This is a genomic window from Pantoea phytobeneficialis (assembly GCF_009728735.1).
Taxonomy (GTDB): Bacteria; Pseudomonadota; Gammaproteobacteria; order Enterobacterales; family Enterobacteriaceae; genus Pantoea; species Pantoea phytobeneficialis.
Window position 1 is genome coordinate 194,234 of record NZ_CP024637.1, and the last position, 25,348, is coordinate 219,581.

Genomic DNA, 25,348 nt, shown 5'->3' on the forward strand with positions numbered 1-25,348 from the left:
CGTGCTGAAACCCACCTGCATTTCGGAGTTTAAAATGAAAAAAAGCCTGTCCATCGCGTTACTGCTTTCCCTAACTGCTTTTACCCACCTTGCTGAGGCGCAGCAAACTTTACGATTGGGTGTTGATCCCACCTTCCCGCCATTTGAATCGAAAGCCGCCGATGGCTCATTACAGGGGTTTGATATTGACCTCGGAAACGCCATTTGTGCTCAGGCAAAGGTGAAATGCCAGTGGGTAGAAATGGGTTTTGACAGCAGCATCCCGGCGCTCCAGGCAAAAAAATTCGATGCGATTCTGTCTGCGATGTCGATGACGGATAAGCGCCGTCAGCAGGTAGCATTCACTGATATGCTTTACAACACACCGAGCGCATTGCTGGCTCCTGCTGCCAGCAAACTGACGACCGATGTGGCAACCTTGCGTGGCAAAACTATTGGTGTGGCGCAGGGAACTATTCAGGAAACCTACGCGAAAACCAAATGGGCACCGGAAGGGGTTAACGTGGTCTCCTATCCTAATCAGATGGAAGTCTATCCGGATCTGATCGCCGGTCGCCTCGATGGCAGTCTCAGCAATGCGGTCTCTGCCGAACAAGGCTTCCTTACCAAGCCGGAAGGCAAGGATTACGTCATTAAGGGCACCCTGACCGACAAGAAGATTTTTGGTGATGGCGTTGGCATTGCATTACGCAAAGGGGATGAGGCCAATCTGAAGATGATTAACGCGGCGCTGGCGGAAATACACAAAAACGGCACCTACGACCAACTGACGAAAAAGTACTTCAAGTTTAAAGTCTACCCTTGATCATTCGATCGTAGCGGCGCGATTTATCGCGCTGTTTCGGGCTAAAATCTGCGCGATAAATCGCGTCGCTACGATCCGCAGGAACCCAAAAAAACCATGTTACTTCCGCAATATACTCCCCAACGTGCTCGCTTCCTGACTGCCGCTGAACGCAAGGGTGCCGTTATCACATCCTATGCCCATCCACTGTCAGGCCCACAAGGTGAAAGCCTCTATACCGATGTGGCGTTAATCGGGCCGGCATCGGCTTCGCGACTGATGCTGGTGGTTTCCGGCACTCATGGCGTGGAAGGTTATTACGGATCGGATTGCCAAATTGCCTGGCTGGAGGCGTTGGACGTCAATGCATTACCGGCAGACAGCGCCGTGCTGATGGTCCATCTGCTCAACCCGTGGGGGGCCGCGCATCTGCGCCGGGTCAATGAAGACAATATCGATCTCAACCGTAACTTTATTGATTTCAGCCAACCGCTACCGGCCAATCCGGGCTACGCGCAGTGGCACGATATTTACCACGGCGACCGCACCCGCGCCGACCAGCAACTGACGACGGCGCTGGCGCATGACGGCTGGCAGGCGGTGAAACGCGTGGTGGAAGCGGGGCAATACGTTGCCGATGACGGTTTCTTTTTTGGCGGCTATCAGCCGAGCTGGTCTTATCGCACCATGCAGACGATCATCGCGCAGCATTTGTCACGGGCCACCACCCTCCTCAGTTTTGATTTGCATACCGGGGCGGGGGCGTGGGGGCATCCGATGCTGCTGTCGATCGCCGAACAACATTATCCGGCCCACGACTGGGGCAAAGATATCTACGGTGAGTGGCTGACGTTATTGTTTACCGGTGCCGGGCGAGAGAGCGCAACCGGTGTGACCGCAACGGCTACCGGGTATCTGTCGCAATTTCTGCTGACCTCATTGCCGGATACCACCCTTCTACCGCTGGTGGTGGAGTGCGGTACCTATGCCGGAGAAGAGATGCATCAGCGGGTGCGGGAGGATCACTGGCTGCATCTGTATGGTGATCCTGCCAGCGCTGCGGGCCAGGTGATTAAGCAGGCGCTGGTGGAAGGCTTCTGGCCAGCGGATGCAGACTGGCGCGCGCTGGTGGCGTTTCGTACTCAGCAGATTTTTCTGCGAGGCTGGCGTGCGCTGAATACATCATTAACATGATGATTTCCCCGTAGCGGCGTGATTTATCGCGCAATGCTGTGCACGATGCAGGAAAAAGCCGCGCGATAAATCGCGCCGCTACGCAAGGGGTATCGGTTTATAACCGTCCGTAAAACGTCATACGCGCGGTTTCCGACAAGGCAATCCCTGGGGCGGTGTTATAAGCCAGCACCGCCAACATACGCGTTACCTCACCTTCGGTTGGCGTGACACGATGCAGTGAATTGCGACCACGGAACAGCACCAGATCGCCAGCGTCAATCGCCAGCGCATCCACCGGTTGACGTTGATCCAGCACGGCGGCAACGCCGTCATAGTTCATCTCACCGGCATCGGCGTCGCGCAGATCTTTCACGTACTGGAACACGCCGCCCGCCAGCGGTTTCTGCACCAGCAGCGTGATGGCAAACGACGAATTATCGAAGTGCCAGCCTAACTCCTGGCCGTGTGGCGCGTAGTGCAGGTTGATGGATGACAGCGGATCGGCATAAGGATAGAGCGCCGCTTCGCCCAATACATCGCATAAAAACGACTGGAACAGCGCATCATTGTAAAGCAGACGCAGGGGGGAATCCGCCTTAATGGCATCATCGGTGATACAGCCTTTGGTACTGATGACATCACGATTGCGGGGATGATCGGCACTCAATGCCTCATCAGGCTTCATCAGATAGACGTTATGTTTGCTGACGGTATGGTAAGCCAGATGGCGCTGGGCGTTACCTTCCTCAATGATCGCCTGTAGAGCGGCGGGCTGTAAAAATTGACGTAACACCAGCGCACCTTGCTGGTTGAGCTGCGTGCGACAGCGTTCACGCCAGTTGTGATCGGCCAGCGGATGCAGGTCCAGACGTATCAGAGACTCAGACATAGCAACAATTCTCATCATTAGCAGGTGTAATGTTACTCTAGCTGCGGCCTGCATAGCTGTGTAACGATAAATACTTAATACCCTGATAAGGAAGCCTTAATGCCTGCACAATCGCCGCGTTTGCCGAAAATCAGCGTCATCCAGTCATTCAAAGTGGCGGCCGAATTAGGCAGCCTGGCAAAAGCGGCTGCGCAGCTGGCGTTAACCCCGGCGGCGGTCAGCCAGCAGATTCGCCAACTGGAAGAACAGTTGGGCAGTGCGCTGTTTCTGCGCACACAAACTGGGGTGATGCTGACCGACACCGGCAAAGAGTATTTGCGCTATGTCACGGAAGCATTTGATATTTTGCATCTCGGTCAGCAAAACATTCGCCATGCTGCTGTTGCCCCCAGACTGACGGTTTATGCGTTGCCAGCCCTGGCATCGAAATGGTTATTACCGCACCTGGCTGACTGGCGCGCCCACTGCCCGGATATCGATCTCTCGCTCCACGGCACCCACGCGCAAGTGGATTTCACCGCCATACCTGCCGATTTTGTCATTTGTTTTGGTGAAGACCGTTATCCGCAATTGGATAAGCAATGGCTGTTTCATGACGAGGTACTGCCCGTCGCCAGCCCGGCGCTCTTGCAGCATTATGCCGCGGCTGACATCTTCAGCCACGCGCCGTTGATCCATCTCGACTGGGGCAATGAGGGGCGTTTTCTGCCGGACTGGCGTAGCTGGTTTCAGGCAAAAGGCAGGATAGAACCGACACCACAACCGGCGTTTAGCTTTAACCTGACCTCGCTGGCGATTGATGCCGCAGTGGCCGGTGCCGGATTGCTACTGGGACAGCGTCGCCTGATCGCCGCTGAACTGGCTCGCGGCGAACTGGTGGTGATTGACGAACTGAGTCTGCCTCTCAGTAAACCGTACTTCCTCGCCTGGCCGCAGCGCACCCTGAGCCAACCCGGGAGCGAAGCCATGATTGGCTGGTTGCGTGAGTTGGGGGCGACGGTCAGTCAGTGATCTTTGGCGCGAAAATTTCCGCCAGCATACAACGCGCACCCCCGCCACCGTGTTGCTCAATCACCGCAATCGGGGCGCGTACGATGTGCGCGTAGGGCGCTGCTAAGGGTTCTGGCTGCCGTACACCGCGAAGGTAAAGGCCAGATACGCGGCCAGCGTGGAGGTCATATCACCGACATCTTTGGTTGGATTGACTTCCGTAATCGCCATCGCCGCACAATGGGGAGCCAACATACTCACCATCTGCAATGCCTGATCCGAGGTAATACCGCCCGGTTCGTGCGCACCTGCACCTGGCGCATAAGCCGGATCGACCGAATCAATATCGAAGGAAAGGAAAATATGATCGGCGTTTTTCACCCGTTCCAACGCACGTCGTACCGTCTCTTCCGGGCCGATTTTCAGCACTTCGCGGGCGCTGAGGTGGATCAGGTCGTTGTCGTGTTTAAATTTGCCGGAAGCCGGGAAGTTGAAATGCCGTTCACACAGTTGAATACAATCGGTGGGGGCGATGCGTTCCAGCTCCAGTGAACGGCGCATACCACTCGACTGGCTGTGGCGACCTTGCATGTCGCTCTCGTCCATCAGATCGAGATGCGCGTCAAAATGGATAATGCCGATACGGCCCGGCAGCGCATCATGCACACCCTGTGCCACCGGGAACAGCAGGCTATCGTCGCCGCCGATCATAATGGGAACCCGGCCAGCCGCAATGGACGCCATTACGGACGTGCGGGTCGCGGCAAAGGTTTTCAGGGTATAGCTGGGCACCACCGCCACATCCCCGCGATCCACCAGCAATTGCTCGCCCACCGTCATTTCACTGTCCGTTTCCAGACAATACACTTTTCCCTGCTGAATACGCATGTTGATCCAGCGTGCGCACTCGCGCACTTTGGCCGGTGCATAACGTGATCCCGGCCAGCCTAATGTGGCTTCTCCGTCAAAAGGGATACCCCACAAATCAAATTGTCGTGTGTTTGTTGTCATATTTTCCTCGATCCAGATTAACTACGCTTACCGTTGAGATAACCTGCGTAGCGTTTTTCAAAATAGCGGAATGCCATTACCAGAATCAGTGTCAGCACCAGATAAATTGCTCCAGCGGTGACATAGGGTTCAAACTGAATGTAATAATTCAGGCTGATATTACGCGCCACTCCAGTCACCTCCATTAATGTCACCGTGCTTGCCAGCGAGGTGGCGTGCAACATCATGATGGTTTCATTGCCATATAAGGAAAGTGAACGGCTTAACATCGCCGGAAATAATATTCTTCGCGCCAGTGTCGGGTAACTCATGCCGAACGCTTTAGCTGCTTCAATTTCCCCTGTCGGCAAGTGACGCAAACCGCCTGCGAATATTTCCGTTGTATAGGCGGCGGTATTAAGGACAAACGCCAGTAATACACAAACCAGTGGGCTGGAGAGCCACGGCCAGAGAAAACTGGCACGTAATAAATCAAACTGCGCCAGACCGTAATAAATCAAAAACAACTGGATTAATAACGGTGTCCCGCGAAAAGCGGTGGTGTAGAGAAAAATCAGCCAGCGCACAGGACGTGGTGCGCTGTCACGCGCCAGTGCCAGCAGCACCGAAATGACAAAGGCAATGACCAGCGATACCCCGGTAAGCAGCAGGGTTAGCGCGGTACCGTGCAGGTACATCGCAAGGTTATCGGCAATAATATCCCAGCTCATGGATTACCTCCACGGACCACCAGCGCGTAACGCTGGCTGATACGGTGCAACGCCGCCACTGACAGCAGGGTAACGGCGAGATAAAACCCGGCCGCCAGCAGATAGAAGGTAAAAGGTTTACCGGTGGACTCCGCCGCCCCTTTGGCGCTAAACATGATGTCCTGCAACCCGAGTAACGATGCCAGTGCAGTCGCCTTAACCAGCACCAACCAGTTATTGGTAAAGCCGGGTAAGGCAAGGCGAATTAATTGCGGCAAAAGAATCCGCAAGAAAATGGCGCGGTGGGTAAAACCAAATGCCTGAGCGGCTTCAATTTCACCGTGGGGAATAATGGTTAACGCGTAGCGAAATGTTTCCGTCATATAAGCGCCAAAAATAAACCCCAGGGTAATCAGGCAGGCAATAAAAGGGCTGAACTCGATGGAGTAATTCAGCCCGACGCTTTCCAGTCCACTATTTAACAGGGCGGGTACGCTGTAAAAAACCAACAGCATCAGCACTAAATCTGGAATACCGCGAGCCAGCAGGGTATAAGGCGTGACAATCGCCTTCACCCAGCGAATGCCGGATTGTTTTCCCAGTGCGCCCAGCAGTCCGAGAATGACAGATAATAACAGCGAGGCAAACGCCAGTTGCAGCGAAACCCATCCCGCATTCAGGACCATTAAATAGTAATTACCCGACATTGCCTTTACTCAGCTGAAAAATACTTCTTATTGAGTGCGTCCAGATCGCCATCGGCGCGAACTTTCGCCAGACCCTGATTAATCTTTTCGACCAGCGCGGTGTTTTTCTTATTCATGGCAATCCCGACCCCTTCGCCAAATTCCGGTGCATCTTTACCTGTCAGGCGAGGGCCAACCAGTTGGTAATCTTTACCGTCATCTTTTTTCAGGAAACTATAAATAATCTGCGCTTCGTAACTCATAAAAATATCCGCCCGACCGGCGGTTAAATCGAGGTAGGGTGCGCTGCCGCCGTCATAACGTTTGATAGTGCTGCCTGGATAATGTTTGGTGACGTAAGTATCCATCGGCGTGCCAGTCTGGACGGCGATGACTTTGCCTTTCAATGCTTCCGGGCTGGTGTCGGTGACGGCGCCTTTTTTCGCGACAAAGCGGAACACCGGATGATCGTAGATATCACTGAAGGCCATCACCCGGCGGCGAGCATCGGTAACGGTCAACTGCGAGATCAGCGCGTCATATTTGTTGTTCATCAGGCCGGGGATCATGCCGTCCCACGGGGCGCTGATGACATTGCAATCCAGCGCCGCCGCTTTGCAGATGGCGTGCATCAGGTCGACGTCATAACCCACCAGTTTGCCGCTGGCATCGATCGATTCAAACGGCGGGAAGGTGGCATCGGTGGCGATGGTGATCTTGCCGGGCGCGGCATATAACGACCCGGCCAGGCCCGCAGCAGCGAGGGCCAGCATCATTTTTGCTATTTTCATCATTATTCCTCTGGTGTGGTGGAAACGCGGATTAAAAAACAATGACAGACACAGGCACGCCTTAATTTCCCGACGGTGGTGGCACGATGACCCAAATGGCGGTACACATTTGGTCAGGGGAGATGTTGTGCCAGGTGTGGGGCAGTGACGGTTTAAAGGTGAGGGTGTCGCCTTTTGCCAGCAGGTAGCGCTGCTCCTCCACCACAATCTCCAGTTCACCGCTCAGCACATGTACCATATCGGCGGCAGCATTGAGGGTGTAAGGCTCCTCCCCGGAACCCCCTTGTGGATCGATCTCGGAGTACAGCACCATCATGTCGTCGTTGACGCCGCCGCTGATCAGATATTCCCGCATCTTTTCGCCCCCGAGGCTGATGGGCGTGCCTTTCCCGGCGGGCACGAAGCTGGTTGCGGGAGGATCGAACAGTTTGGCCGGGGTAATTCCGACCACTTCGCACACTTTAAGCAGGGTGGCGATGGATGCCTGGGTGACGTTGCGTTCCAGGCGGCTGATGAAGGACTTACTGACCCCGACTTTTTCCGCCACTTCCTCAATGCGCATTCCGCGTGCTTTACGCACCGCACGCAGGCGTATCCCGACATTGAAGTCTGCGCTATTATTTGCTTCCTGACCGTGATTATCCGCTTCGTCGTGTGACATATTCTGAACCTGAGTTGCGTATTAGGTAACTTTTTACCTTAAGCAAGGCGCATGCCAGAGGCGGGTTATTCGATAAATTCTGTGGCGATTAATCAGTAGTCAATTGATCTGGCGAACTAATATTCTTTTTTCTGCTTTTCTCGCGCCGCGAACGTTTCACCGCAAAAAGTTACCTGACAGGTAACAAGATCATTTTTGTGCACCTTCTGCACTAAAAGATGGCACAGCCCCAGCCACCGGACTGTTAGGGTTTTGGCTGCTGACGCCCCCCTGATATAGTGTCATCCTCATCGGCACACCTTTCAGGAGTCGTTATGTCAGCCAGAAATATCAACGCCAGCAACCGCGACTGGGTTGATTTTCGCCGTGATGACGAAACCGGTGTCGAAAGTGTGAATGCGCATTTTTGCGGGCACGCTTACGATCCGCACGATCATGACGAGTTGCTGGTTGGCGTGACACAACAGGGGCTGCAACGCTTCAATTGCCACCGCGCGCTTCACACCAGCACGCCAGGCCGCTCGATCCTGATTGAGCCGGGTGCGGTGCATGATGGTCATGCGCCGGATACCGCAGGCTTCACCTATGTGATGCTTTATCTACCCCAGACATGGGTGGCAGAGATGATGCAGCAACGTGGTCTTGGCAATATCGCCAACATCGAAGCCGCATTCCGCTCAACCCTTAATGATGATGCGCTCCTCGCCAGTGCCATTCAGCAGGCGTGGTATACCGTGCATCACGCGGAAGGGCGGTTGGCGCGCGACCAGGCACTGGATCATCTGCTGACGATGTTGTCCCGCCATCTTGATCCGCGCCCTGGTCAGCCGCGTTCGGCTGCGCTGGCGTCCATGCAGTTACTCCGCGACTATTTGCACGATTTTATGGCCGAGGATATCGGATTAGCGGACCTGTCACGCTTGTCAGGCATTGATCGATTCCGTCTGACACGCCAGTTCAAACAGGCTTTCGGGCAGTCTCCCCATGCGTATCTGGTGCGCCTGCGTCTGCGCAGCGCCCGTAATTTGTTGGCGCAGGGCATAGAGCCCGCCACGGTGGCGATGCAGGTAGGTTTTTCTGACCAGAGCCATCTTGGTCGCTGGTTCCAGCGAGCCTATCGCATGACACCTGCCTCTTATCAGCGTCAGTGCACAAACGTTCTAGATCGCCTGCCGCAAACTTGACGATGATAGGGCTTTGACCCTAACGGAGAGTTGTTGCAGATGTTTGATACTAAAATCGCCCTGATCGTGCGTGATGATTTGGCAACCTGGCAGCGGTTAAATGTGGTGGCGTTTCTGGCGACCGGCATTGCCTCTGCGGCACCCGAGATGATGGGTGAGCCGTATGTGGATGCGCACGGGCGACCCTACGGCAACATGGCCGGGCAGCCGATGCTGATATTTGCCGGGGACTTGCCGGGTTTACAGCGCGCCCATCGTCAGGGGCTGGAGCGTGAATTAACGATTATCCCCTATGTCCACGCCATGTTTTCCACCGGCCATGATGCGGCAAACCGCGAAGTGTTTTTGGCGCAGGACGCGGATAATCTGGACCTGGTGGGCATTGCCTTACGCGGGCCAAAGAAAGCCGTCGATAAAGCGATAAAGGGCTTATCGTTGCATAAATAATTGGGCCACACGATTTACTTAACAGGAAAATAACCCATACGCCTTTGAGCTATGGGTCTTATTGCTTGTTATTAAAGGTCATATCTTGTCGATGTTAAGCTATCGACCGATGGCCGCCATCTGCTCAGCCGCCTGCAACAACAGATCCTCGCGACCGCGTAATGCCAGCAACTCCATACCAATCGGCAATCCCTGGGCGGTGAAACCGACCGGGATGCTGATGGCAGGCGCACCGGTGACCGCCGCGACCAGTGCGTTGCTGCCCGGCTGTAATTCGCCATGTCTGACCGGCGGATGCTTCACTACCGGGTAAGCCAACAGATTGATTTTACGCTGGTTAAATAGCTGAACAAGGGTTTGATATAAGGTGCGCTGGCGCAGTTGCTGGATGGCGTAGCTGTCACTGGCTTTACCGGGATGGTTAGCGCGTGCGGTGAACACCGCTTCCAGTTGTGGATGATGACGGCCAGATGCCACCACCTCGGCCAGCGTGCGGCTCTCGGCCTGCGGTTTGTCGGCCAGCCACTCCGCCAGTGCTTCGGCAAATTCCCACGGGATGATGCTGGCTTCAGCAGCCAGGGTTTCAAGCTGTGGAAAGGCGATCGTCTGCTGATTACCCGTTTCCCCAACCAACGCCGTCACGGCAGTGTACACCGCCTGATTAATCGCTGCTTCCTCCGGGGCAAAACCCTCCTGCCACACACCGATGCGCAATGGCTCCTCAGGAGGCGGGAGCGTCTGTCCACTGAGGATCTCACTGACAAGGCGCAAGTCGGCAGGATGGCGCACCAACGCGCCAGGGATATCCTGGCTGGGCGACAGCGGCACAATACCGTCAATGCTGATCGCACCGTGGGTCATGCGCAGACCATAAAGATGATTGAAAGCTGCGGGAATGCGCACGGAACCCGCGGTGTCGGTGCCAATCGCCAGGGGAACATAACCTGCCGCCACGGCCACCGCGGAACCGCTACTGGAGCCTCCCGGTGAATGTCCCGCCAGCCAGGCGTTATCGGTAAAACCACTGAGTGATGATGCGCCGGTAATGCCCGCCGCCAACTCGTGCATCGCCGTTTTGCCGAGTAGAACCGCGCCCTCTGCGCGCAGCGCCGTGACTAACGGCGCATCCTGTTCAGCTATAACGTGGCGCAGCAGCACCGACCCGGCGCTGGTGGGCCAACCCTGCACCGCAATGTTGTCCTTGATGAGCAGCGGAATGCCTTCCAGTCTGCGTGGGGCTTCCCCGCGACGACGGCGTGCGTCACTTTCAGTCGCCGCTGCCAGCGCCTGGTCGGCAAACAGCCAGGTGATCGCGTTGTAGCGCGGGCCATTTTGGTCGGCTTCGGCAATGCGCCGCAACGCGAATTCCGTAAGCTCACGGGCCGTCGTGGCCCCCTGTTGTAATGCATCGGTCATGTCGCTTAGCGACGCACGAAGATACTCAGCGTATTGCATCCGGTTCAGCCTCCAGCGGCATCCAGTGGGGCAGCTCAGGGGCAGCAGAAATCACCCTGCCGCATGAGCTGGCGGAAAAATGCGAACTGAACCAGATTGCCTGATGTTGCAGGCACCAGTCTATCGCCAGTTGCCTTGAACGCACGGCGAGCGCTTTATTCTCGCAAAACACCGAGTTCCACCGGGGAAACTGGAATTGCAGAGGATGGTGCATCACATCCCCGGAAAAAAATGCCTGTTGGCCGCGGCTGGAGAGCAGCAGCGAAGCATGATCAATGCTGTGTCCGGGGGTTGGCAGATATCGCAGCACGCCAGCAAATAACGGCGAACCATCCACCGCCACTGTCTCAAGCTGGCCGCTGTTGATCAGCGGTAAAATGCTGTCGAGATACAACGCCTGCATGGCGGGATTTTTTTCACATCGCGCCAGTTCAGCAGCGGAGCAGATATAACGCGCGTTGGGAAACATCGGCTGCCAGCGGCCATCCCGCCAATGGGTATTCCAGCCGACATGGTCGGTATGAATATGCGTCATCAGCACCAGGGTCACGGCATGCGGATCAACCCCCGCCCGTACCAGACGTTGGGCATAGTCGGTTTGCAGCTGATGAAACAGCGGCTTATGGTCGCGATCGCGCTGATTACCGGTCGCGGTATCAATAATGATGATGTCCTTGCCGGTCCTCACCACCCAACTGTGGATCGACAACGTCGCCAACTGCGGAGCCAGGCCAACGGGCATCTGCGCAAGATGATCCGGGTACAGCGCGGCGAACGGCAGCGTAGCGGTTTGTTCAGTGACTTTTTCTATCAGGCAATCGCCCACTTGAATCTTCATTTATGCCTCCCGGCTAACCTGTATTGCCACTATACTCAGGTGAATATCATTATTTAAATCGATTAGAATCATGGAAATCATCAACGAAAATGATTTAAGTCGCGTCGATCTTAACCTGTTGGTGGTGCTGCTGGTGATGTATGAAGCGCGCAGCGTGACAGGGGCGGCGCAGCGTTTATATCTAGGACAGCCCGCGCTGAGTGCGGCATTGAAAAGGTTGCGTGCGATGTTTGGCGATCCGTTGTTTGTCCGTTCCTCACAGGGGATGATACCGACCCCGCGCGCCGAACAACTGGTACAACAATTTGCGCCCTTGTTGCAGGGGATGCATCGTGCGATTTTCAGCAAGCCCGCCTTCAACCCGCGTCAGGATCGCTACAGTTTTCGTCTGGCTATGAGCGACTGGATTGAGCAGTGGTTGATGCCGGATTTACTGGCTGAATTGTTGGTGGATGCGCCGCAGGTGGATATCACCGTTCTGACAGCCGATCCCTGGCAGGTCACGCCCTTAATGGAGAAGCAACAGGCCGATGTGGCGGTGACGGTCGGCAACCCGGTCAGTCGCGATCTGACGCGCGCAGAGATTGCCAGCGCCGGATTCAGCACCCTTTGGGATAGCCAGCAAATTGCCCTGACTGCTGCGCTGACGCTGGCAGAGTTTGTCCGGTACGAGCATGTGCTGGTGTCATATCGCGGCGCAAATGAAAGCGCGCTGGATGAACAGCTCCAGCAGCAGGGTGTTGCCCGCCGCGTGCGTTACGTCACGCCGCATTTTTCCGCATTGCCGCTGATGCTGAAGCGTTTACCGTTGTTTGCTACCGTGCCGCAGGGGCTGGTGAGCAACTGGTGCGAGCGTTTTGGCCTGCGTGCGGCCCCGGTACCGGTTGCAATGCCCGATTATCAATTGTCCCTGTTGTGGCATAACGCGCGCCACGACGATGACGCGAATCGCTGGATACGGGACAAGCTGCACCAGCTATTGCTGCGCAAACGGTTATAGCGTGGTTACCACGGCACCACGCGACCCAGATAGTCGAGATAATGCAACCCGGTGCGACCTTGCCAGGCTTCCATCGTGTTCAGCAGGTTAGGGATACTTTCGTCAATACTCAGCCGGGCTTCCGGGCCGCCCATATCGGTACGTACCCAGCCGGGAGCCATCAGCAATAAGGTGCGTCCATCTTCCTGATGACGTGCGGCAAAACTGCGCATCAGCATATTCAGGGCGGCTTTGCTGCCGCGATACACTTCATAGTTGCCATTGGTGTTATTGGTCAGGCTGCCCTGGCCGGATGACATCACCGCGATGGTACCGGAGGGGATGACATTATCTTTAAAGGCTTCGATCACCCGTAACGGGCTGAGCGCATTGGTCACCATCACGCGAATAAATTCGTCGGTGCTGACATCAGCAATGGTTTCGCCATCGTTGTTTTTCACCCCGGCGTTAACAAACAGCATGTCGAACTCACACCCCAGCAGACGTTGATGCAGTGCCGACACCTGTTCCGGTACGGTGATATCGACGCGTTGCACACGTAACGTTGTCGGATAGCGCGTGGCCAACGCCTCCAGCCGCGCCGTTGAATGTTGACGTCCGGTTGCCACCACCTGATAGCCGCGCTGCAACATGGTTTCGGCAAGGGCATAACCCAGCCCGCGCGATGCGCCAATCAGCAATACGCTTGGGGTTGATGATGTGGTCATAGAAATCTCCTGTGATGAGGTTTGCGTCAGTCAGTGTAGCGCTGAGGCATAGCAGGCGGAACACGCAGGTTGTGCATTAATTACCTGCATCAAACGCCTTGTTTCATGACCGGCAATCAGCGAGGATGGGGGGCATGAATGAACCCGATCTGAATCTCCTGCTCGCGCTCGATGCGCTGCTGGCGGAAGGCAGCGTTATCGGCGCTGCCCGCCGTCTTGGCTTAAGTGAATCTGCCATGAGTCGCACGCTGGGCCGTCTGCGTATCACCACCGGTGATGCGCTACTGGTACGCGCCGGGCGTAAGATGGTTTTGACCCCTTACGCAGAGGCGATCCGGCAGCGTACGCAGCAGAGCCTGGCTGAGGCGCGAGCCTTGCTGCAACCGGCGGAAACCGTGCTGGATCTCGCCAGGCTGGAGCGACAGTTTGTGTTGCGCACCAACGAAGGGTTTGTCGAAGCGTTTGGTGGCATCCTGATTGGGGCGGTCGCGCAGCTTGCGCCTGGGGTTCGGCTGGATTTCGTCGCCAAACCGGAGAAAAGTTCCCGCGATCTGCGCGAAGGCCGCATTGATCTGGACATTGGCGTGCTGGGGAATATGGGGCCGGAAATTCGTATGCAGGCGCTGTTTCGCGACCGTTTTATCGGCGTGGTACGGCAAGGACATCCGCTGACCCAGCAGGTGACACTAAGCCAACTGGCCGCCTTCGGACATATTGTTGCCTCACGACGCGGCGAACTGGGCGGGCCGGTACATGACGCGTTGGTGGCAGCGGGTTACACGCGCCAGATTGCCGCCGTTGTGCCCGCGTTTTCCTCGGCAGTGGCCATCGCCCAACACTCAGATTTGGTGGCGCTGGTGCCGCGTTCGTTGTTTCTCCATCATCCGTTGATTAAAAACAATCCGATGCTGGCAAGTTTTGCATTGCCGTTCAGTACCCCGGAAATGACGGTGGCGCAGTTTTGGCATCCACGGCTGGACAATGACGCGGCTCACCGCTGGTTAAGAGGGCGCGTACATGACCTGATCTCAGCCTGTGGCAACACGTAGCGGCGCGATTTATCGCGCTATCCTGTGCGCGGCGCAAGAAAAATACGCGCGATAAATCGCACCGCCACGAGAATTTAGGCTGATAACACCCGGCTGTTCGCCACATCCCAGTTCAACGATACCTGATCACCAATGGCCCCGGCAGACACGCCGCTGCTGCGCACAATAAAACGTGCACCGTTTGCAAGTGTCACCACCACACGGGTTTCTGAACCGGCATAGATACGCTCGCTGATTTTGCCATGCAACAACGCCTGGTCGGCGGAGCAGAGCTGAATATGCTCCGGACGGATTACCAGTGCAGCATTGCCACTGGCCGCCATCCCAGGCAGCGCAAAGGCTCCCTGCGGTGTTACCAGGCTGCCATTTTGCACTTCTCCCTGCAAAATATTCGACAGACCAATAAATTCGGCGACAAAGGTCGAATTCGGCTGTTGATAAATGGCTTCCGGTGTATCTATCTGGGCGATTTTCCCTTCGTTCATCAGGCAGATGCGATCCGATAACGCCAGCGCCTCCTCCTGATCGTGGGTGACGAAAATAATGGTCGCGCCGGATTCACGGTGAATGCGCTTAATTTCCATCTGCATGGTTTCACGCAGTTTACGGTCCAGCGCACCGAGCGGCTCATCCATCAGGATCACGCTCGGTTGATACACCAGACAACGGGCCAAAGCGACACGTTGCTGCTGCCCACCGGACAGCGCACGCGGAAAGCGTTTGGCGGCATGACCGAGTTCGACCATCTCCAGTGCCGCTTTAACTTTGCGCGCAATCTCTGCCGCAGGCATCCGCCGCATGCGCAGAGGAAAGCCGACGTTCTCTTCCAGCGTCAGATGCGGAAACAACGCGTAGTTCTGAAACACCACGCCAATATCACGCTGGTGGACGGGCGTCCATGTCTCGTCGCGACCATCGATTAACAACCGCCCGGCGGTAGGCTCCGTCAGACCGCTGATGATTTGCAGCAGGGTGGTTTTACCGGAACCGGATGGCCCAAGCAGGGTCAGCAATTCCCCGCTGTGTACCGCAAGATCAAGGTTTTGTAACACCGTGGTCTGGCCATAGGCTTTGCCGATCTGTTCAGCCTGTACTTTGGTGGTTGTGGACATATTTTTCTCCTTACAAGGCTTCGGCTTTACGGCGCGAGCGTTCAGCAACAATAAACAACAACGTCACCACGGTGAGAATTAACACCGATGCGGCAGCCAGCGTGGGGGTGACCGACAGCAACACGTCATCCCACATCTGTTTCGGCAGCGTTTGTTTCACGCCACCCCCGACGAACAACGCCACCGTCAACTCTTCAAACGAGTTAAGGAAGCCAAAGATAAACGCCGCCACCATGCTGCTTTTGATCAGCGGTAGGGTAATGCTCCAGATTACCCGCAGCCGGTTGGCCCCGAGCGTGCCCGCGGCCTGATCAAGTCGCCAGTCGTAATGTTTGAAGGTGGTGAGGATGATGATAAACACCACCGGAATCGCCATCACGGTATGGCCGAGAATGATGCCCAGATCCGACCCCACCAGCCCGAGCGTGGCAAATAAGTAAAACAGCGCCACGGCAGTCACGATATTCGGCACAATCATCGGCAACAGGAAGGTCATCACGACCAGGCTGCCGCTCTTGCCCTGATGACGCGCCAGACCAAAGGCGGCGGTGGTGGCAATCATCACCGCCAGCACACCGGTCACCAGCGCGATGCCAAAGGAGCGTGCGGTTGCGCCCATCCAGATCGGGGATGACAGATAGGTTTCCATCCAGCGAAGCGAAAAGCCGGGTGGGGGGAATTGCAGGAAGCTGGAGCTGCTGAACGCCATCGGTAAAAACGACACCACCGGCAACACCAGTACGGCAATCACCAGCGCGCTAAATAACGTCAGCAGCCAGCCGAAGCGAGGTTTGCCCGGTAGCCGGTGCAGCAAGGTCGCGACGCCATCAAACAGTCGTGCCACTACCGCAACCAACGCAAAGCCCAGGGCACGGATCCGCGGGCTGCTGGCGTGGCCTTCGCCACCGGCGATCGACGACATACCAAACAACTTGTCGTAGCAAAAACACACCAGCAACGTCACCACCAGCAGCATCATGGCGATAGCACCCGCCAGCCGCCAGTTAAGCAACTGCTGAACCTGAGTAATTAACAGTTGTCCGATCACCGAATCCTGCGGGCTACCCAGCAGCGCTGGAGTAATAAAGAAGCCGAGCGAACCAATAAAAATCAGCAGACAAGCCGCGACTAACCCCGGCATCGACAGGGGAAAGAAGATGCGCCAGAACGCATTCACGCGTGATGCCCCCAGCGTATGCGCGGCAGGCAGCAGACGACTGTCAACGTTGGTCATGGTCGGGAGCATGGTTATGATCGCCAGTGGCAGCATGCTATGCACCATCGCGAACACCACCACGCCGCGCGTATACAACACGTTGAGCGGTTGATCGGCACCCAGACCCATCAGGATCTCGGACAAAATGCCACGGCGCGACAGCAGCACCATCCAGGCGAAGTTTTTCAGCAACGCGCTGGTCCAGAACGGCAGCAGGATCAGCCACATCAGACGGCGGCGGGTATTTTCACTGCGTTGCGCCAGCCAGTAAGCCACCGGATAGCCAATCAGCAGGCAAGCCAGGGTGGTCTGCAAGGCAATGACGAAGGTGTTCAACGTCACTTTGACGTAAATACCTGCGCCAAACATCTGGCTCCAGACATCCAGTGAGAACTGACCATCGCTATTCTGAAAACTCAGCAACATCAGTTTGAGCGTTGGCCAGGCGAGAAAGATGGCCAGAAACAGCAGGCCAGGCGCGGTGAGCCACAATGGATGCAACCTTGGGCGCTGGCGACGGGCGTTATTTTTCGCCGCAGGTGTAGCAAATTCAGTCAAGAATAATTCCTCCAGGGTAAGAGGGCGCAAGGCCCTCTACCGGATCAACTCATTACCCATTTCTCGAAGCGTTCAGTCAGCGCGACCTGATGTTCACCCCAATAATCAGCACCAATCAGTTGCAGCTGTTTGATGTGATCTGGCGCGGTCGGTAACAGCGCAGCTTTCTTTTTATCAATAAACTCATAGGCTTTGATGTTGGTCGGGCCGCAAGCCAGGTCGTTGGTGTAGAGTGACTGGCGTTTGGCGTCCATGCAGAACTGAATAAACTGGCGTGCAGCGTCCAGTTTCGGGCTTCCGTGTGGGATGGTGAAGCCGTCGATATTGTACAGTCCCTGATCCCAGGCAATGGCGGCGGGGGCGCCACCGTCGATGGCGGTTTGTGCGCGAGTGCTCCAGATGCTTAGCATATCCAGCTCGCCGCTCTGCAACAGTTGGGTTGCCTGCGCACCGCCGGTCCACCAGATATCGATGCTCTTGCGGATTTTATCGAGGCTGCGGAAGGCACGATCAACATCCAGCGGATAAAGCTGTTTCGGATCGACACCGTCTGCCATCAGCGCCACTTCCAGCGTACAGATCGGGCTGCGCCACAGGCCGCGACGACCTTTGAATTTTTCGGCGTTCCAGAAATCAACCCAGTTCTGCGGGCCATTGTTGCTGGCGAAGGTATCCGTGCGGTAGCCGAGCGCCAGCGCGAAGATGCTGACGCCGCCAAATTGTTTGGTGATGGAACCCGGCACATAGTCCTGCGGATTGCTCACCGTCACATTGATATCTTCCAGATAAGTTTTTGGCTCTTTATTGAGACGCACCAGATGTTCCGGATTAAGCAGTGCCACATCAAACAGATAATTTTTGGTATCGACCATCATCTGGAACTGCGGCACCGGATCGGGGCCGAGCACGGTATTGATGATTTTGATACCGGTGGCTTCCTCGAACGGTTGGTAAAATGCCTTGCTGAAGCCGGTGCCGTAAGCACCGCCCACGTCGGCCACCGTCAGGGTTTTCACCTCAGCAGCTCGCGCCGGACGGGTGATGATCATCGGTGCCAGCGATGCGACGGCCGCGGCCCCCAGACCCAGTTTCAGCGCGTCACGCCGGGTGTACTGACCTTTCTCTGCCATCTTTTTCATTAGTACCCTCTGCATAGCTTGTTGTTATGTTTATTGCCCGCGCCAGGCGGGCCTTTTTCCTGGTGCTGACCGGTTATTCCTGTTCTGCCTGAAGCATTGCCTCGTTCACTTGTGCGACCAGCGCATCCATCGCTGCTGCATCAAAACGCTGACGGAAGCGGCGATCAAAGGTGGTGAAGAGACCAAAGAAAGAGTTGGCGCAATGCTCCAGCATCCTCTCGGCATCCGGCTGAGAGATGCTGAGTTGCTGTTGTAAAAAGCGATTGAAGTAGCTTCGCGCCAACGGGTTTTCCAGTATGAATACGGGCTGGGTATCGCGGGCAATCAGACGGTAGCGTGCCACCTTGTTCAGTGCGGTGACATTGGCCTGCAACGGCAGGTCGCGCGAATGTGGACCGACGCACAACTGCATCGCACCTTCTTCCAGAATCCACTGCTGACGGGCGGTGTCGTAGTAGCGCAAATCATCCACCGGGACGGTAAGGCTGATACGGCGCGACTCACCGGGTTGCAGCTCCACTTTGCTGAAGGCGCGCAGCTCCTGCAACGGACGTTTCTGACGTGAGTGCAGGTAACGGCTGTAAAGCTGGCACACTTCTTTGCCGCTGCGTTCGCCGGTGTTGGTTAAGGTAAAACTTACCGTGACGTTGTCACCGGTTTTGAGGTTGTCGCGATCAACCGCGATATCGCTGTAAGCGAAGCAGGTGTAGCTCAGACCGAAACCGAACGGGAACAACGGCGCAATACCGCGAACGTCATACCAGCGATAGCCAACAAATACCCCTTCGCTATACAGATGACGACCATTCTCTCCCGGATAGCTGTGCCAGCCAGGAATGTCTTCAATCTGCTGCGGGAAAGTTACGGTCAGTTTGCCGCTGGGATTGACCACGCCAAACAGCACATCAGCCAACCCGCCGCCCATCGCCTGACCGGCGTAGAAGGTTTCCACCACGGCGGCAACCTCGTTTAGCCACGGCATCACCACCGCGTCCGGGTTCGCCAGCACCACAATCACCTTGTTATTCACCGCCGCGAGGGCGCTGATTAAGGCATCCTGGCCGGCCTGTAAGTTAAGGGTGCGCCGATCGGATCCTTCACCGTCATAACCATCTTCGCTGTTGGCAAACACGATAACGCGATCGGCCTCGCGTGCTGCCGCACAGGCTTCATCACGCAGTGCAACGGCCTGTTGTTGATCCAGTGAATCGCCCTGGCACCAGCTCAATGTCACGCCACCCGCAGCAAGCTTTTCCATTTCATCCCACGGGATATCAACCCGAGTAGGTAGCGTGGTGGCACAGCCCGACCCCTGAATCACCGGGGTTTTGGCACCGCTGCCGACCACCAGCAGACGCTCACCGCTGCGGCCATCGAGCGGCAACGCCTGGTGGTCGTTTTTCAGCAGCACGATGGATTCTGCCACCATGCGACGCGCAAGCAGATGGTGCTCCGCGTGATCAACCTGGGTGGCACGTTGTTCGCTGTGCAGCGCGCGGTGCACCATCTCCAGCACGCGCACGGCTGAGGTTTCGGCCTCGGCACGCGGTACGCGCTGTTCTTCAATGGCGGCCACCAGGGCGGCTTTACGCGTTTCGCTCTCTGGCATATCGAGGTCGTTCCCCGCCAGCAGGGATTGGGGGCGATCTTTCACGCCGTGCCAGTCAGCCACTACCACACCCTTAAAGCCCCACTCATGACGCAATACATCGGTCAGCAACCAGCGATGTTCGGCGGTCTGGATACCATTAAGGCGGTTATACGAACTCATCACCGTCCAGGGTTGCGCTTGTTTAATCGCACGTTCAAAACCCCGCAGGTAGATTTCGCGCAGCGCACGTTCATCGACCACCGAGTCCATGCTGGTGCGTTCAATTTCGGAGTTGTTACAGGCGAAGTGTTTCAGCGAAGCACCGACACCGCGCTGTTGCAGGCCATTGATCACGCCGCTGGCGATTTCACCGGAGATCAGCGGATCTTCCGAATAGTATTCATAGCTACGGCCACCCAGCGGGGTACGACGGATGTTAATACCAGGACCCAGTAACAGGTGGACGCCCATCTGCTGGCACTCTTTACCCAAGGCATCACCCAGTGTCTGGGCCAGTGCGCTATCCCAGCTACAGGCGAAGCTGGAACCATTGGGAAAGCAGGTAGCGGGTTTCATGGTGCCCCACGCCACTTCAACATCTTTGGCGCGCTGGTTGACGACGTTGAGAAAACCGGCGAAGTCCTGGCCGCCTTTCTCGTCCTGATCAATCTGTTGGATCGAATAGCGCACGCCGTAGGTACCATCCGTCATCACCATGCGTGGGATGCCCAGTCGTTCATTGGCTTCTGTTTTCCACATCCCGTGTCCACTGAGAATATCGCCCAACTCTGCCGGGGTCATGGCGTGGACCAGAGAGATAAAGTCTCCATTTTCGAACCGTTCTGAACGCATAGTGTTATTCCAAAGTTAGAGGAGGGTGACTGCCTGTTATCAAATTGTCAGACACTATGGCGGCAGGCTAAGGCATGAGGCAATTATTAAATTTGTGGCCTTTAAATTGAAAAAAACTATTTAGTCGCTGGCGGGAAGTGAAGCCGATGAAATAGCGGAAAAGCATAACTGGCCTGCACTATTCAGGAGCGTTAAGCGCTTTAATCTGGCGCAGGATGCTAAATAATGGTGCGGTCGGCTGCATTAATTTCCCCCCGGGCTCGTTACTGAACAAATTATTCCTGCCCCCCCAGGTTGTTAAGCTAACCAATGATTGCTGCGCAGATCGCATTTTAATGGCATGGAGTTTGCTTTATATACCCTGGATAGTTTAAAACTATTCAACACCTGCATCAGTAAATATTATTTAAATGGTTTTGATATGACGCATTTCACGCTTAAGCAACTCAAATACTTTGTCACCGTGGTGGAAACCGAAAGCATCGCCGAGGCCTCACGGCAGTTACATATCGCCCAGCCTTCGATTTCGGTTGCGATTAAAAATCTCGAAGATGCCTTTGAACAACAGCTATTTATTCGCCACCATGCCCAGGGGGTTTCCCTCACTTCCAGTGGCCGGCGTTTTTACGATAAGGCGAAGGAGTTGTTGCGGTTATCCTATGAATTTGAACAAAGTTCGCGCGCAGAAAATGAATTAGTGAGCGGAACCATCGCCGTTGGCTGTTTTGAGTCCGCCGCACCGTTATACATGCCGAAATTGATCGCCGGTTTCAAAAAACTCTACCCTGAGATCAATATTCAACTCTATGACGGTGAACAACATGAGTTGATGCATGGTCTGCATCGCGGTCGCTTTGACATGGCCTTTCTGTATGATCTGGATCTGGATAATGTGATTAAAAAAGAACCCCTTAACGCCCCGCATAAGCCCTATGCGTTGCTGCCTGCGGCACATCCGCTGGCGCAGAAAAGTGCGGTAACGTTACAGGAACTGGCGCGTGAACCCATGATTTTGCTGGATGCCGTCCCCAGTAAAAATTACTTCATTAATATTTTCAAAGAGAATGGCTATCATCCTGAAGTCGCCTACAGTTCACCTTCTATCGAAATGGTACGCTGCATGGTGGGGCAAGGATTGGGTTTTTCAGTACTGGTAACACGTCCCTGTTCTGATATTACTTACGACGGGGAACGGTTGGTACAACTGGATATTATTGATGAAATGGCCGATTCAACGCTGATTATGGCGTATCTGCAAAATAATGAACCGACACGACCCACGCGTTTATTTATGGACTATTGCCGGAGTGTGGAGTTAACTCCAGTAAGCCATGCGCATTAATAACGTGTTTATACCCGACAGGCTGATCGGGTATAAACAGCACTGAAGATTAGCGTAATTCGATCCAGGTGGTTTTTAGTTGCGTGAATTTATCAAAAGCATGCAAAGATAAATCGCGACCAAAACCTGACTGTCGATTGCCACCAAAAGGAACGGTCACATCCAGCGCATCAACGGTATTTATCGATACGGTGCCGGCATGCAGTTTTCGGGCAACCCGATGCGCCTGGTTGAGATCATCGGTCCACACCGAGGCAGCAAGGGCATAAATATGATTATTTGCCAACGCGATAGCCTCTGACTCGTCATCAAACACCTTCACCGCCAGAACCGGGCCAAATACTTCATCGCGCCACAGCGAAATATTTTCTCCTGCCACTTCAATCACCGTCGGCTGAATGTAATTAGCCACCTGTTCAATAGTGAGCGATGCTCCGCCAGCGCGTAATATGCCACCATCATCAAGTGCGGCCTGAATAAAACGCTGCACTTTCTCTTTATGTGCTGCTGAAACCATTGCGCCCATTTTGGCGTCTGGATTCAGTGGGTGATCCGGTTGCCAGTCAGAGAGTTTATCGAGCAACTTTGCCATAAACTGGGGATAGATGGCACGTTCAACCAATAAGCGGGAGTTGGCAGAACAGACTTCGCCCTGATTAAAACAGATGCCAAAAGCCGCTTTTTCCGCCGCTAAGTCGAGATCTTTGCAATCGGCGAAGATGATATTGGCGCTCTTGCCCCCGCACTCCAGCCAGACCTGCTTCAGATTCGATTCCCCGGCGTAGGACATAAACGCTTTCCCGACCGTGGTTGAACCGGTAAAGGTGATGACATCGACATCCCTATGTTTTCCCAGTGCCGCGCCAGCGTCTACGCCCAAACCGGTGACCACATTCAACACCCCCGCAGGCAGACCCGCTTCCAGCGCCAGCTCAGCTAAGCGGATAGCGGTAAAAGGGGCATTCTCGGACGGCTTAAGAATCACGCTGTTACCCGCCGCCAATGCCGGGCCAATTTTCCACGCGGCGATATCCAGCGGGAAGTTCCACGGCACAATTGCGGCGACAACCCCGATCGGTTCACGGGTGATGGTTGCCAGCGTGCCCGGTCGGGTAGGGGCGACCTCATCATAGATTTTATCGATGCTTTCAGCGTACCAGGCGATGACATGCGCCGCGCCAGGAATATCGATGTTGTAGGCATCCAGTACCGGTTTACCCATGCTGGCGCTCTCCAGCAGGGCCAGTTCTTCACGATGTTCCAGTATCAAGGCGGATAACTTCAGCAACACCGCCTTGCGTTCCTGCAAAGGACGTTCTGACCAGATGCCAGAGCTGAAGGCCTGACGGGCCGACTGCACGGCAATGTCGATGTCCTCGGTCTGACAGGCTGTCACTTCGGCAAGGGCGGTGTCGGTGGCGGGATTTATCACGCCATAGGTGTTTGCGCTGCGCGCAACATAGCGTTTGCCATCAATAAGCGCGTAGTCACAAAAAGCCTGCCGTTGCAGCAGCGTTTCCCAATATTGTCGGTTATGCATACGCACGTTCCTTGTTTGACGTTGTACTGGCGAGCGTGCCACCGCGCAGGATCATCTCTGCGGCACGTTCACCGATCATAATGGAAGGGGCATTGGTGTTGCCGCTAATCAAGGTCGGCATGATTGAGGCATCGGCAACGCGCAGATTATCAATACCATGCACCTTCAGCGTATCCGGGGCGACCACGCTCATCGCATCCCGCCCCATTTTGCAGGTACCGACCGGATGGAACACCGTGGCGCAATACTCCTTCACGTATTGGTGCAACTGTTCGTCGCTCTGCACCTGTTTACCCGGCAGCATCTCCTCACCGCGAAGTGCTGCGAATTCAGGCTGGGCCAAAATTTTTCTGGCCGTTTTTATCCCTTCGACCAGCACCCTGGCGTCATACGGGTCAGCAAGAAAATTGAAATCAATCTCCAGTTGTTTTCCTGCTCCGAGGCGCAGACTGCCAATCGATTTGGGACGCAACACGCAGGTATGGATGGCATAACCGTGCCCCCATTCGAACAGGCGTCCACGGTGGCTGCGATAACCTGGCACGAAATGGAACTGGATATCCGGCTCCCCGGTCGCGAGTGGGGTTGAGGCAAAACCACCGGCTTCGACATAGTTGGTGGTCAACCATCCTTTGCGTGCGAACAGATACCTGAAGGGTGCCGTCAGAATCGGTTTCCAGGCCGCCAGAGAGAACCCCAGCGTCAGCGCAGATTTGCTGCGCACCGTCACCAGTCCATCCAGGTGATCCTGAAGGTTTTGTCCGACGCCAGGCAGGTCATGCACCACGGCAACGTCTGCCGCGGCCAGTGCTGCGCGGGGACCAACCCCGGATTTCATCAGGATATGCGGCGAGCCAATCGACCCGGCAGCCAGAATCACTTCTTTACGGCATCGCAGGGCGGTCGCGTGGGTTTCTCCAGCTGCGATCACCCGCACCCCTTGCACCGTTTTCCCGTCCATGATTAAGGTTTCCACCTGGCAATCGGTCATGACGGTCAGGTTGCTTCTGCCAAGATGAGGGTGCAGAAAAGCGCGGTAACTCGACAGGCGCTGACCCTCCTTCTGCGTCACGTTGTAGATCCCCACGCCGGAGAGCGCAGGACCATTGAAATCGTGGTTTTCAGGCAGACCAGCCCGGACGCCTGCGGCGACAAACAGGGCAGATACCGGATTAGGATCGCGCGGTTTATCGACCAACAGCTCACCCTCAACGCCATGATAAGCCGCATCCTGTTGCAGAAGATTTTTCTCCGAGCGTTTGAACCAGGGCAAGACATCTTGCCATCCCCAGCCTTCGCAACCTGCCTGCTCCCAGAGATCATAATCCGAAGGTAAGCCACGGATATAAATCATGCTGTTCATTGAAGAGGAGCCGCCCAGCGCTTTGCCGCGCGGAACATGTATGTGTCGATTGCCCAGCCGTGGTTGCGGGGTGGAGTAATAATTCCAGCTAAACTTCTGACTTTTATACAGCGTGATGGTCCCGGCGGGTGTCTGAATGCGGGGTGTCTCGTCACTACTGCCAGCCTCAATCAGACAAACCTGGATATTTTCCTGTTCAGACAGACGCGCGGCCAGCACGGAACCCGCCGATCCCCCGCCAATAACGATGTAGTCGAATGCGTTGGTGTTATTCATGG

Annotated in this window: 24 protein-coding genes; 8 read left to right on the plus strand and 16 right to left on the minus strand. The window is 55.5% G+C overall.

Annotated features, from left to right (window positions below; genetic code table 11):
- Positions 1-34 precede the first annotated feature (34 nt).
- Positions 35-805: an ABC transporter substrate-binding protein gene (locus CTZ24_RS21115; RefSeq protein ID WP_208726304.1), complete on the plus strand. Its 771-nt coding sequence runs from the start codon at positions 35-37 to the stop codon at positions 803-805.
- A gap of 96 nt (positions 806-901) precedes the next feature.
- Entirely contained in the window at positions 902-1,978 is a 1,077-nt protein-coding gene (locus CTZ24_RS21120) for a DUF2817 domain-containing protein (RefSeq protein ID WP_208726306.1), read from the plus strand.
- Positions 1,979-2,075: 97 nt separating this feature from the next.
- On the opposite strand, the gene CTZ24_RS21125 is transcribed toward CTZ24_RS21120, so the two are convergent.
- Positions 2,076-2,849 carry a HalD/BesD family halogenase gene (locus tag CTZ24_RS21125; RefSeq protein ID WP_208726309.1) on the minus strand — a complete coding sequence of 258 codons (774 nt, stop codon included), beginning with the start codon at positions 2,847-2,849 and terminating at the stop codon, positions 2,076-2,078.
- A 99-nt stretch (positions 2,850-2,948) separates the two neighbouring features.
- On the opposite strand from CTZ24_RS21125, the gene CTZ24_RS21130 reads away from it, so the two are divergent.
- On the plus strand, positions 2,949-3,860 hold the full coding sequence (locus CTZ24_RS21130) for a LysR substrate-binding domain-containing protein (RefSeq protein WP_208726310.1): 912 nt from the start codon (positions 2,949-2,951) through the stop codon (positions 3,858-3,860).
- Here the strand turns inward: CTZ24_RS21130 and CTZ24_RS21135 are convergent.
- From CTZ24_RS21135 to CTZ24_RS21160, 6 genes are read right to left on the minus strand one after another with little or no spacing between them, the layout of a single operon-like run.
- Positions 3,850-3,945 carry an arginine deiminase-related protein gene (locus CTZ24_RS21135; RefSeq protein WP_208726574.1) on the minus strand — a complete coding sequence of 32 codons (96 nt, stop codon included), beginning with the start codon at positions 3,943-3,945 and terminating at the stop codon, positions 3,850-3,852. The genes CTZ24_RS21130 and CTZ24_RS21135 overlap by 11 nt on opposite strands.
- 17 nt (positions 3,946-3,962) lie before the next feature.
- Positions 3,963-4,850, minus strand: coding sequence for an arginase family protein (locus tag CTZ24_RS21140; RefSeq protein ID WP_208726312.1), 888 nt, complete (start codon positions 4,848-4,850; stop codon positions 3,963-3,965).
- 17 nt (positions 4,851-4,867) lie between these two features.
- Positions 4,868-5,560 carry an ABC transporter permease gene (locus CTZ24_RS21145; RefSeq protein WP_208726314.1) on the minus strand — a complete coding sequence of 231 codons (693 nt, stop codon included), beginning with the start codon at positions 5,558-5,560 and terminating at the stop codon, positions 4,868-4,870.
- Positions 5,557-6,246 carry an ABC transporter permease gene (locus tag CTZ24_RS21150; protein ID WP_208726316.1) on the minus strand — a complete coding sequence of 230 codons (690 nt, stop codon included), beginning with the start codon at positions 6,244-6,246 and terminating at the stop codon, positions 5,557-5,559. Before CTZ24_RS21150 ends, CTZ24_RS21145 begins: the two co-directional genes overlap by 4 nt.
- Before the next feature lie 5 nt (positions 6,247-6,251).
- Positions 6,252-7,019: a transporter substrate-binding domain-containing protein gene (locus tag CTZ24_RS21155; protein WP_244634071.1), complete on the minus strand. Its 768-nt coding sequence runs from the start codon at positions 7,017-7,019 to the stop codon at positions 6,252-6,254.
- Positions 7,020-7,077: 58 nt separating this feature from the next.
- Entirely contained in the window at positions 7,078-7,677 is a 600-nt protein-coding gene (locus tag CTZ24_RS21160; protein WP_208726318.1) for a helix-turn-helix domain-containing protein, read from the minus strand.
- Between the two features lie 314 nt (positions 7,678-7,991).
- Between CTZ24_RS21160 and CTZ24_RS21165 the strand changes: the two genes are divergently transcribed.
- Positions 7,992-8,861 carry an AraC family transcriptional regulator gene (locus CTZ24_RS21165; RefSeq protein WP_208726320.1) on the plus strand — a complete coding sequence of 290 codons (870 nt, stop codon included), beginning with the start codon at positions 7,992-7,994 and terminating at the stop codon, positions 8,859-8,861.
- Between the two features lie 39 nt (positions 8,862-8,900).
- Entirely contained in the window at positions 8,901-9,308 is a 408-nt protein-coding gene (locus CTZ24_RS21170) for a DUF2000 domain-containing protein (RefSeq protein ID WP_208726322.1), read from the plus strand.
- Positions 9,309-9,407: 99 nt separating this feature from the next.
- Here the strand turns inward: CTZ24_RS21170 and CTZ24_RS21175 are convergent, their stop codons facing one another.
- A complete protein-coding gene (locus CTZ24_RS21175; RefSeq protein WP_208726324.1) occupies positions 9,408-10,763 on the minus strand; it encodes an amidase in 1,356 nt (451 codons plus the stop codon).
- Positions 10,750-11,601: an MBL fold metallo-hydrolase gene (locus tag CTZ24_RS21180; RefSeq protein ID WP_208726326.1), complete on the minus strand. Its 852-nt coding sequence runs from the start codon at positions 11,599-11,601 to the stop codon at positions 10,750-10,752. Before CTZ24_RS21180 ends, CTZ24_RS21175 begins: the two co-directional genes overlap by 14 nt.
- A gap of 70 nt (positions 11,602-11,671) precedes the next feature.
- Here CTZ24_RS21180 and CTZ24_RS21185 point away from each other — a divergent pair, with 70 nt between their 5' ends.
- Positions 11,672-12,601: a LysR family transcriptional regulator gene (locus CTZ24_RS21185; protein WP_208726329.1), complete on the plus strand. Its 930-nt coding sequence runs from the start codon at positions 11,672-11,674 to the stop codon at positions 12,599-12,601.
- A gap of 5 nt (positions 12,602-12,606) precedes the next feature.
- Here the strand turns inward: CTZ24_RS21185 and CTZ24_RS21190 are convergent, their stop codons facing one another.
- Positions 12,607-13,308 (minus strand): SDR family NAD(P)-dependent oxidoreductase, encoded by a 702-nt coding sequence (locus CTZ24_RS21190; protein ID WP_208726331.1) that lies wholly within the window; start codon positions 13,306-13,308, stop codon positions 12,607-12,609.
- 134 nt (positions 13,309-13,442) lie between these two features.
- Between CTZ24_RS21190 and CTZ24_RS21195 the strand changes: the two genes are divergently transcribed.
- On the plus strand, positions 13,443-14,357 hold the full coding sequence (locus tag CTZ24_RS21195) for a LysR family transcriptional regulator (protein WP_208726333.1): 915 nt from the start codon (positions 13,443-13,445) through the stop codon (positions 14,355-14,357).
- Between the two features lie 74 nt (positions 14,358-14,431).
- On the opposite strand, the gene CTZ24_RS21200 is transcribed toward CTZ24_RS21195, so the two are convergent.
- From CTZ24_RS21200 to CTZ24_RS21215, 4 genes are all read right to left on the minus strand, one after another.
- Positions 14,432-15,469 carry an ABC transporter ATP-binding protein gene (locus CTZ24_RS21200; protein ID WP_208726335.1) on the minus strand — a complete coding sequence of 346 codons (1,038 nt, stop codon included), beginning with the start codon at positions 15,467-15,469 and terminating at the stop codon, positions 14,432-14,434.
- Positions 15,470-15,479: 10 nt separating this feature from the next.
- Positions 15,480-17,243 carry an ABC transporter permease subunit gene (locus CTZ24_RS21205; RefSeq protein WP_208726342.1) on the minus strand — a complete coding sequence of 588 codons (1,764 nt, stop codon included), beginning with the start codon at positions 17,241-17,243 and terminating at the stop codon, positions 15,480-15,482.
- Positions 17,244-17,287: 44 nt separating this feature from the next.
- Positions 17,288-18,382, minus strand: a complete 1,095-nt coding sequence (locus CTZ24_RS21210; protein WP_208726344.1) for an extracellular solute-binding protein — start codon at positions 18,380-18,382, stop codon at positions 17,288-17,290.
- A 73-nt stretch (positions 18,383-18,455) separates the two neighbouring features.
- Positions 18,456-20,825 (minus strand): glycoside hydrolase family 3 C-terminal domain-containing protein, encoded by a 2,370-nt coding sequence (locus tag CTZ24_RS21215; protein ID WP_208726346.1) that lies wholly within the window; start codon positions 20,823-20,825, stop codon positions 18,456-18,458.
- Between the two features lie 421 nt (positions 20,826-21,246).
- On the opposite strand from CTZ24_RS21215, the gene CTZ24_RS21220 reads away from it, so the two are divergent.
- The gene (locus CTZ24_RS21220; RefSeq protein WP_208726348.1) at positions 21,247-22,167 is read left to right on the plus strand and encodes a LysR substrate-binding domain-containing protein; all 921 of its coding nucleotides are present in this window, start codon (positions 21,247-21,249) and stop codon (positions 22,165-22,167) included.
- Between the two features lie 49 nt (positions 22,168-22,216).
- Here the strand turns inward: CTZ24_RS21220 and CTZ24_RS21225 are convergent, their stop codons facing one another.
- Together CTZ24_RS21225 and CTZ24_RS21230 are read right to left on the minus strand one after the other, a co-directional pair.
- On the minus strand, positions 22,217-23,707 hold the full coding sequence (locus tag CTZ24_RS21225; RefSeq protein ID WP_208726350.1) for an aldehyde dehydrogenase: 1,491 nt from the start codon (positions 23,705-23,707) through the stop codon (positions 22,217-22,219).
- On the minus strand, positions 23,700-25,346 hold the full coding sequence (locus CTZ24_RS21230) for a GMC family oxidoreductase (RefSeq protein WP_208726352.1): 1,647 nt from the start codon (positions 25,344-25,346) through the stop codon (positions 23,700-23,702). The genes CTZ24_RS21225 and CTZ24_RS21230 overlap by 8 nt, the downstream gene beginning before the upstream one ends.
- Between the last annotated feature and the right edge of the window lie 2 nt (positions 25,347-25,348).

Excerpts from the sequence above, each read along its gene's own strand:
- CTZ24_RS21220 (WP_208726348.1), top strand. The coding sequence starts at position 21,247 with ATGACGCATTTCACGCTTAAGCAACTCAAATACTTTGTCACCGTGGTG.
- CTZ24_RS21145 (WP_208726314.1), bottom strand. The coding sequence starts at position 5,560 with ATGAGCTGGGATATTATTGCCGATAACCTTGCGATGTACCTGCACGGT.
- CTZ24_RS21195 (WP_208726333.1), top strand. The coding sequence starts at position 13,443 with ATGAATGAACCCGATCTGAATCTCCTGCTCGCGCTCGATGCGCTGCTG.
- CTZ24_RS21160 (WP_208726318.1), bottom strand. The coding sequence starts at position 7,677 with ATGTCACACGACGAAGCGGATAATCACGGTCAGGAAGCAAATAATAGC.
- CTZ24_RS21230 (WP_208726352.1), bottom strand. The coding sequence starts at position 25,346 with ATGAATAACACCAACGCATTCGACTACATCGTTATTGGCGGGGGATCG.
- CTZ24_RS21175 (WP_208726324.1), bottom strand. The coding sequence starts at position 10,763 with ATGCAATACGCTGAGTATCTTCGTGCGTCGCTAAGCGACATGACCGAT.
- CTZ24_RS21155 (WP_244634071.1), bottom strand. The coding sequence starts at position 7,019 with ATGATGAAAATAGCAAAAATGATGCTGGCCCTCGCTGCTGCGGGCCTG.
- CTZ24_RS21115 (WP_208726304.1), top strand. The coding sequence starts at position 35 with ATGAAAAAAAGCCTGTCCATCGCGTTACTGCTTTCCCTAACTGCTTTT.
- CTZ24_RS21165 (WP_208726320.1), top strand. The coding sequence starts at position 7,992 with ATGTCAGCCAGAAATATCAACGCCAGCAACCGCGACTGGGTTGATTTT.
- CTZ24_RS21215 (WP_208726346.1), bottom strand. The coding sequence starts at position 20,825 with ATGCGTTCAGAACGGTTCGAAAATGGAGACTTTATCTCTCTGGTCCAC.
- CTZ24_RS21140 (WP_208726312.1), bottom strand. The coding sequence starts at position 4,850 with ATGACAACAAACACACGACAATTTGATTTGTGGGGTATCCCTTTTGAC.
- CTZ24_RS21185 (WP_208726329.1), top strand. The coding sequence starts at position 11,672 with ATGGAAATCATCAACGAAAATGATTTAAGTCGCGTCGATCTTAACCTG.
- CTZ24_RS21120 (WP_208726306.1), top strand. The coding sequence starts at position 902 with ATGTTACTTCCGCAATATACTCCCCAACGTGCTCGCTTCCTGACTGCC.
- CTZ24_RS21190 (WP_208726331.1), bottom strand. The coding sequence starts at position 13,308 with ATGACCACATCATCAACCCCAAGCGTATTGCTGATTGGCGCATCGCGC.
- CTZ24_RS21200 (WP_208726335.1), bottom strand. The coding sequence starts at position 15,469 with ATGTCCACAACCACCAAAGTACAGGCTGAACAGATCGGCAAAGCCTAT.
- CTZ24_RS21125 (WP_208726309.1), bottom strand. The coding sequence starts at position 2,849 with ATGTCTGAGTCTCTGATACGTCTGGACCTGCATCCGCTGGCCGATCAC.
- CTZ24_RS21150 (WP_208726316.1), bottom strand. The coding sequence starts at position 6,246 with ATGTCGGGTAATTACTATTTAATGGTCCTGAATGCGGGATGGGTTTCG.
- CTZ24_RS21170 (WP_208726322.1), top strand. The coding sequence starts at position 8,901 with ATGTTTGATACTAAAATCGCCCTGATCGTGCGTGATGATTTGGCAACC.
- CTZ24_RS21130 (WP_208726310.1), top strand. The coding sequence starts at position 2,949 with ATGCCTGCACAATCGCCGCGTTTGCCGAAAATCAGCGTCATCCAGTCA.
- CTZ24_RS21210 (WP_208726344.1), bottom strand. The coding sequence starts at position 18,382 with ATGAAAAAGATGGCAGAGAAAGGTCAGTACACCCGGCGTGACGCGCTG.
- CTZ24_RS21225 (WP_208726350.1), bottom strand. The coding sequence starts at position 23,707 with ATGCATAACCGACAATATTGGGAAACGCTGCTGCAACGGCAGGCTTTT.
- CTZ24_RS21180 (WP_208726326.1), bottom strand. The coding sequence starts at position 11,601 with ATGAAGATTCAAGTGGGCGATTGCCTGATAGAAAAAGTCACTGAACAA.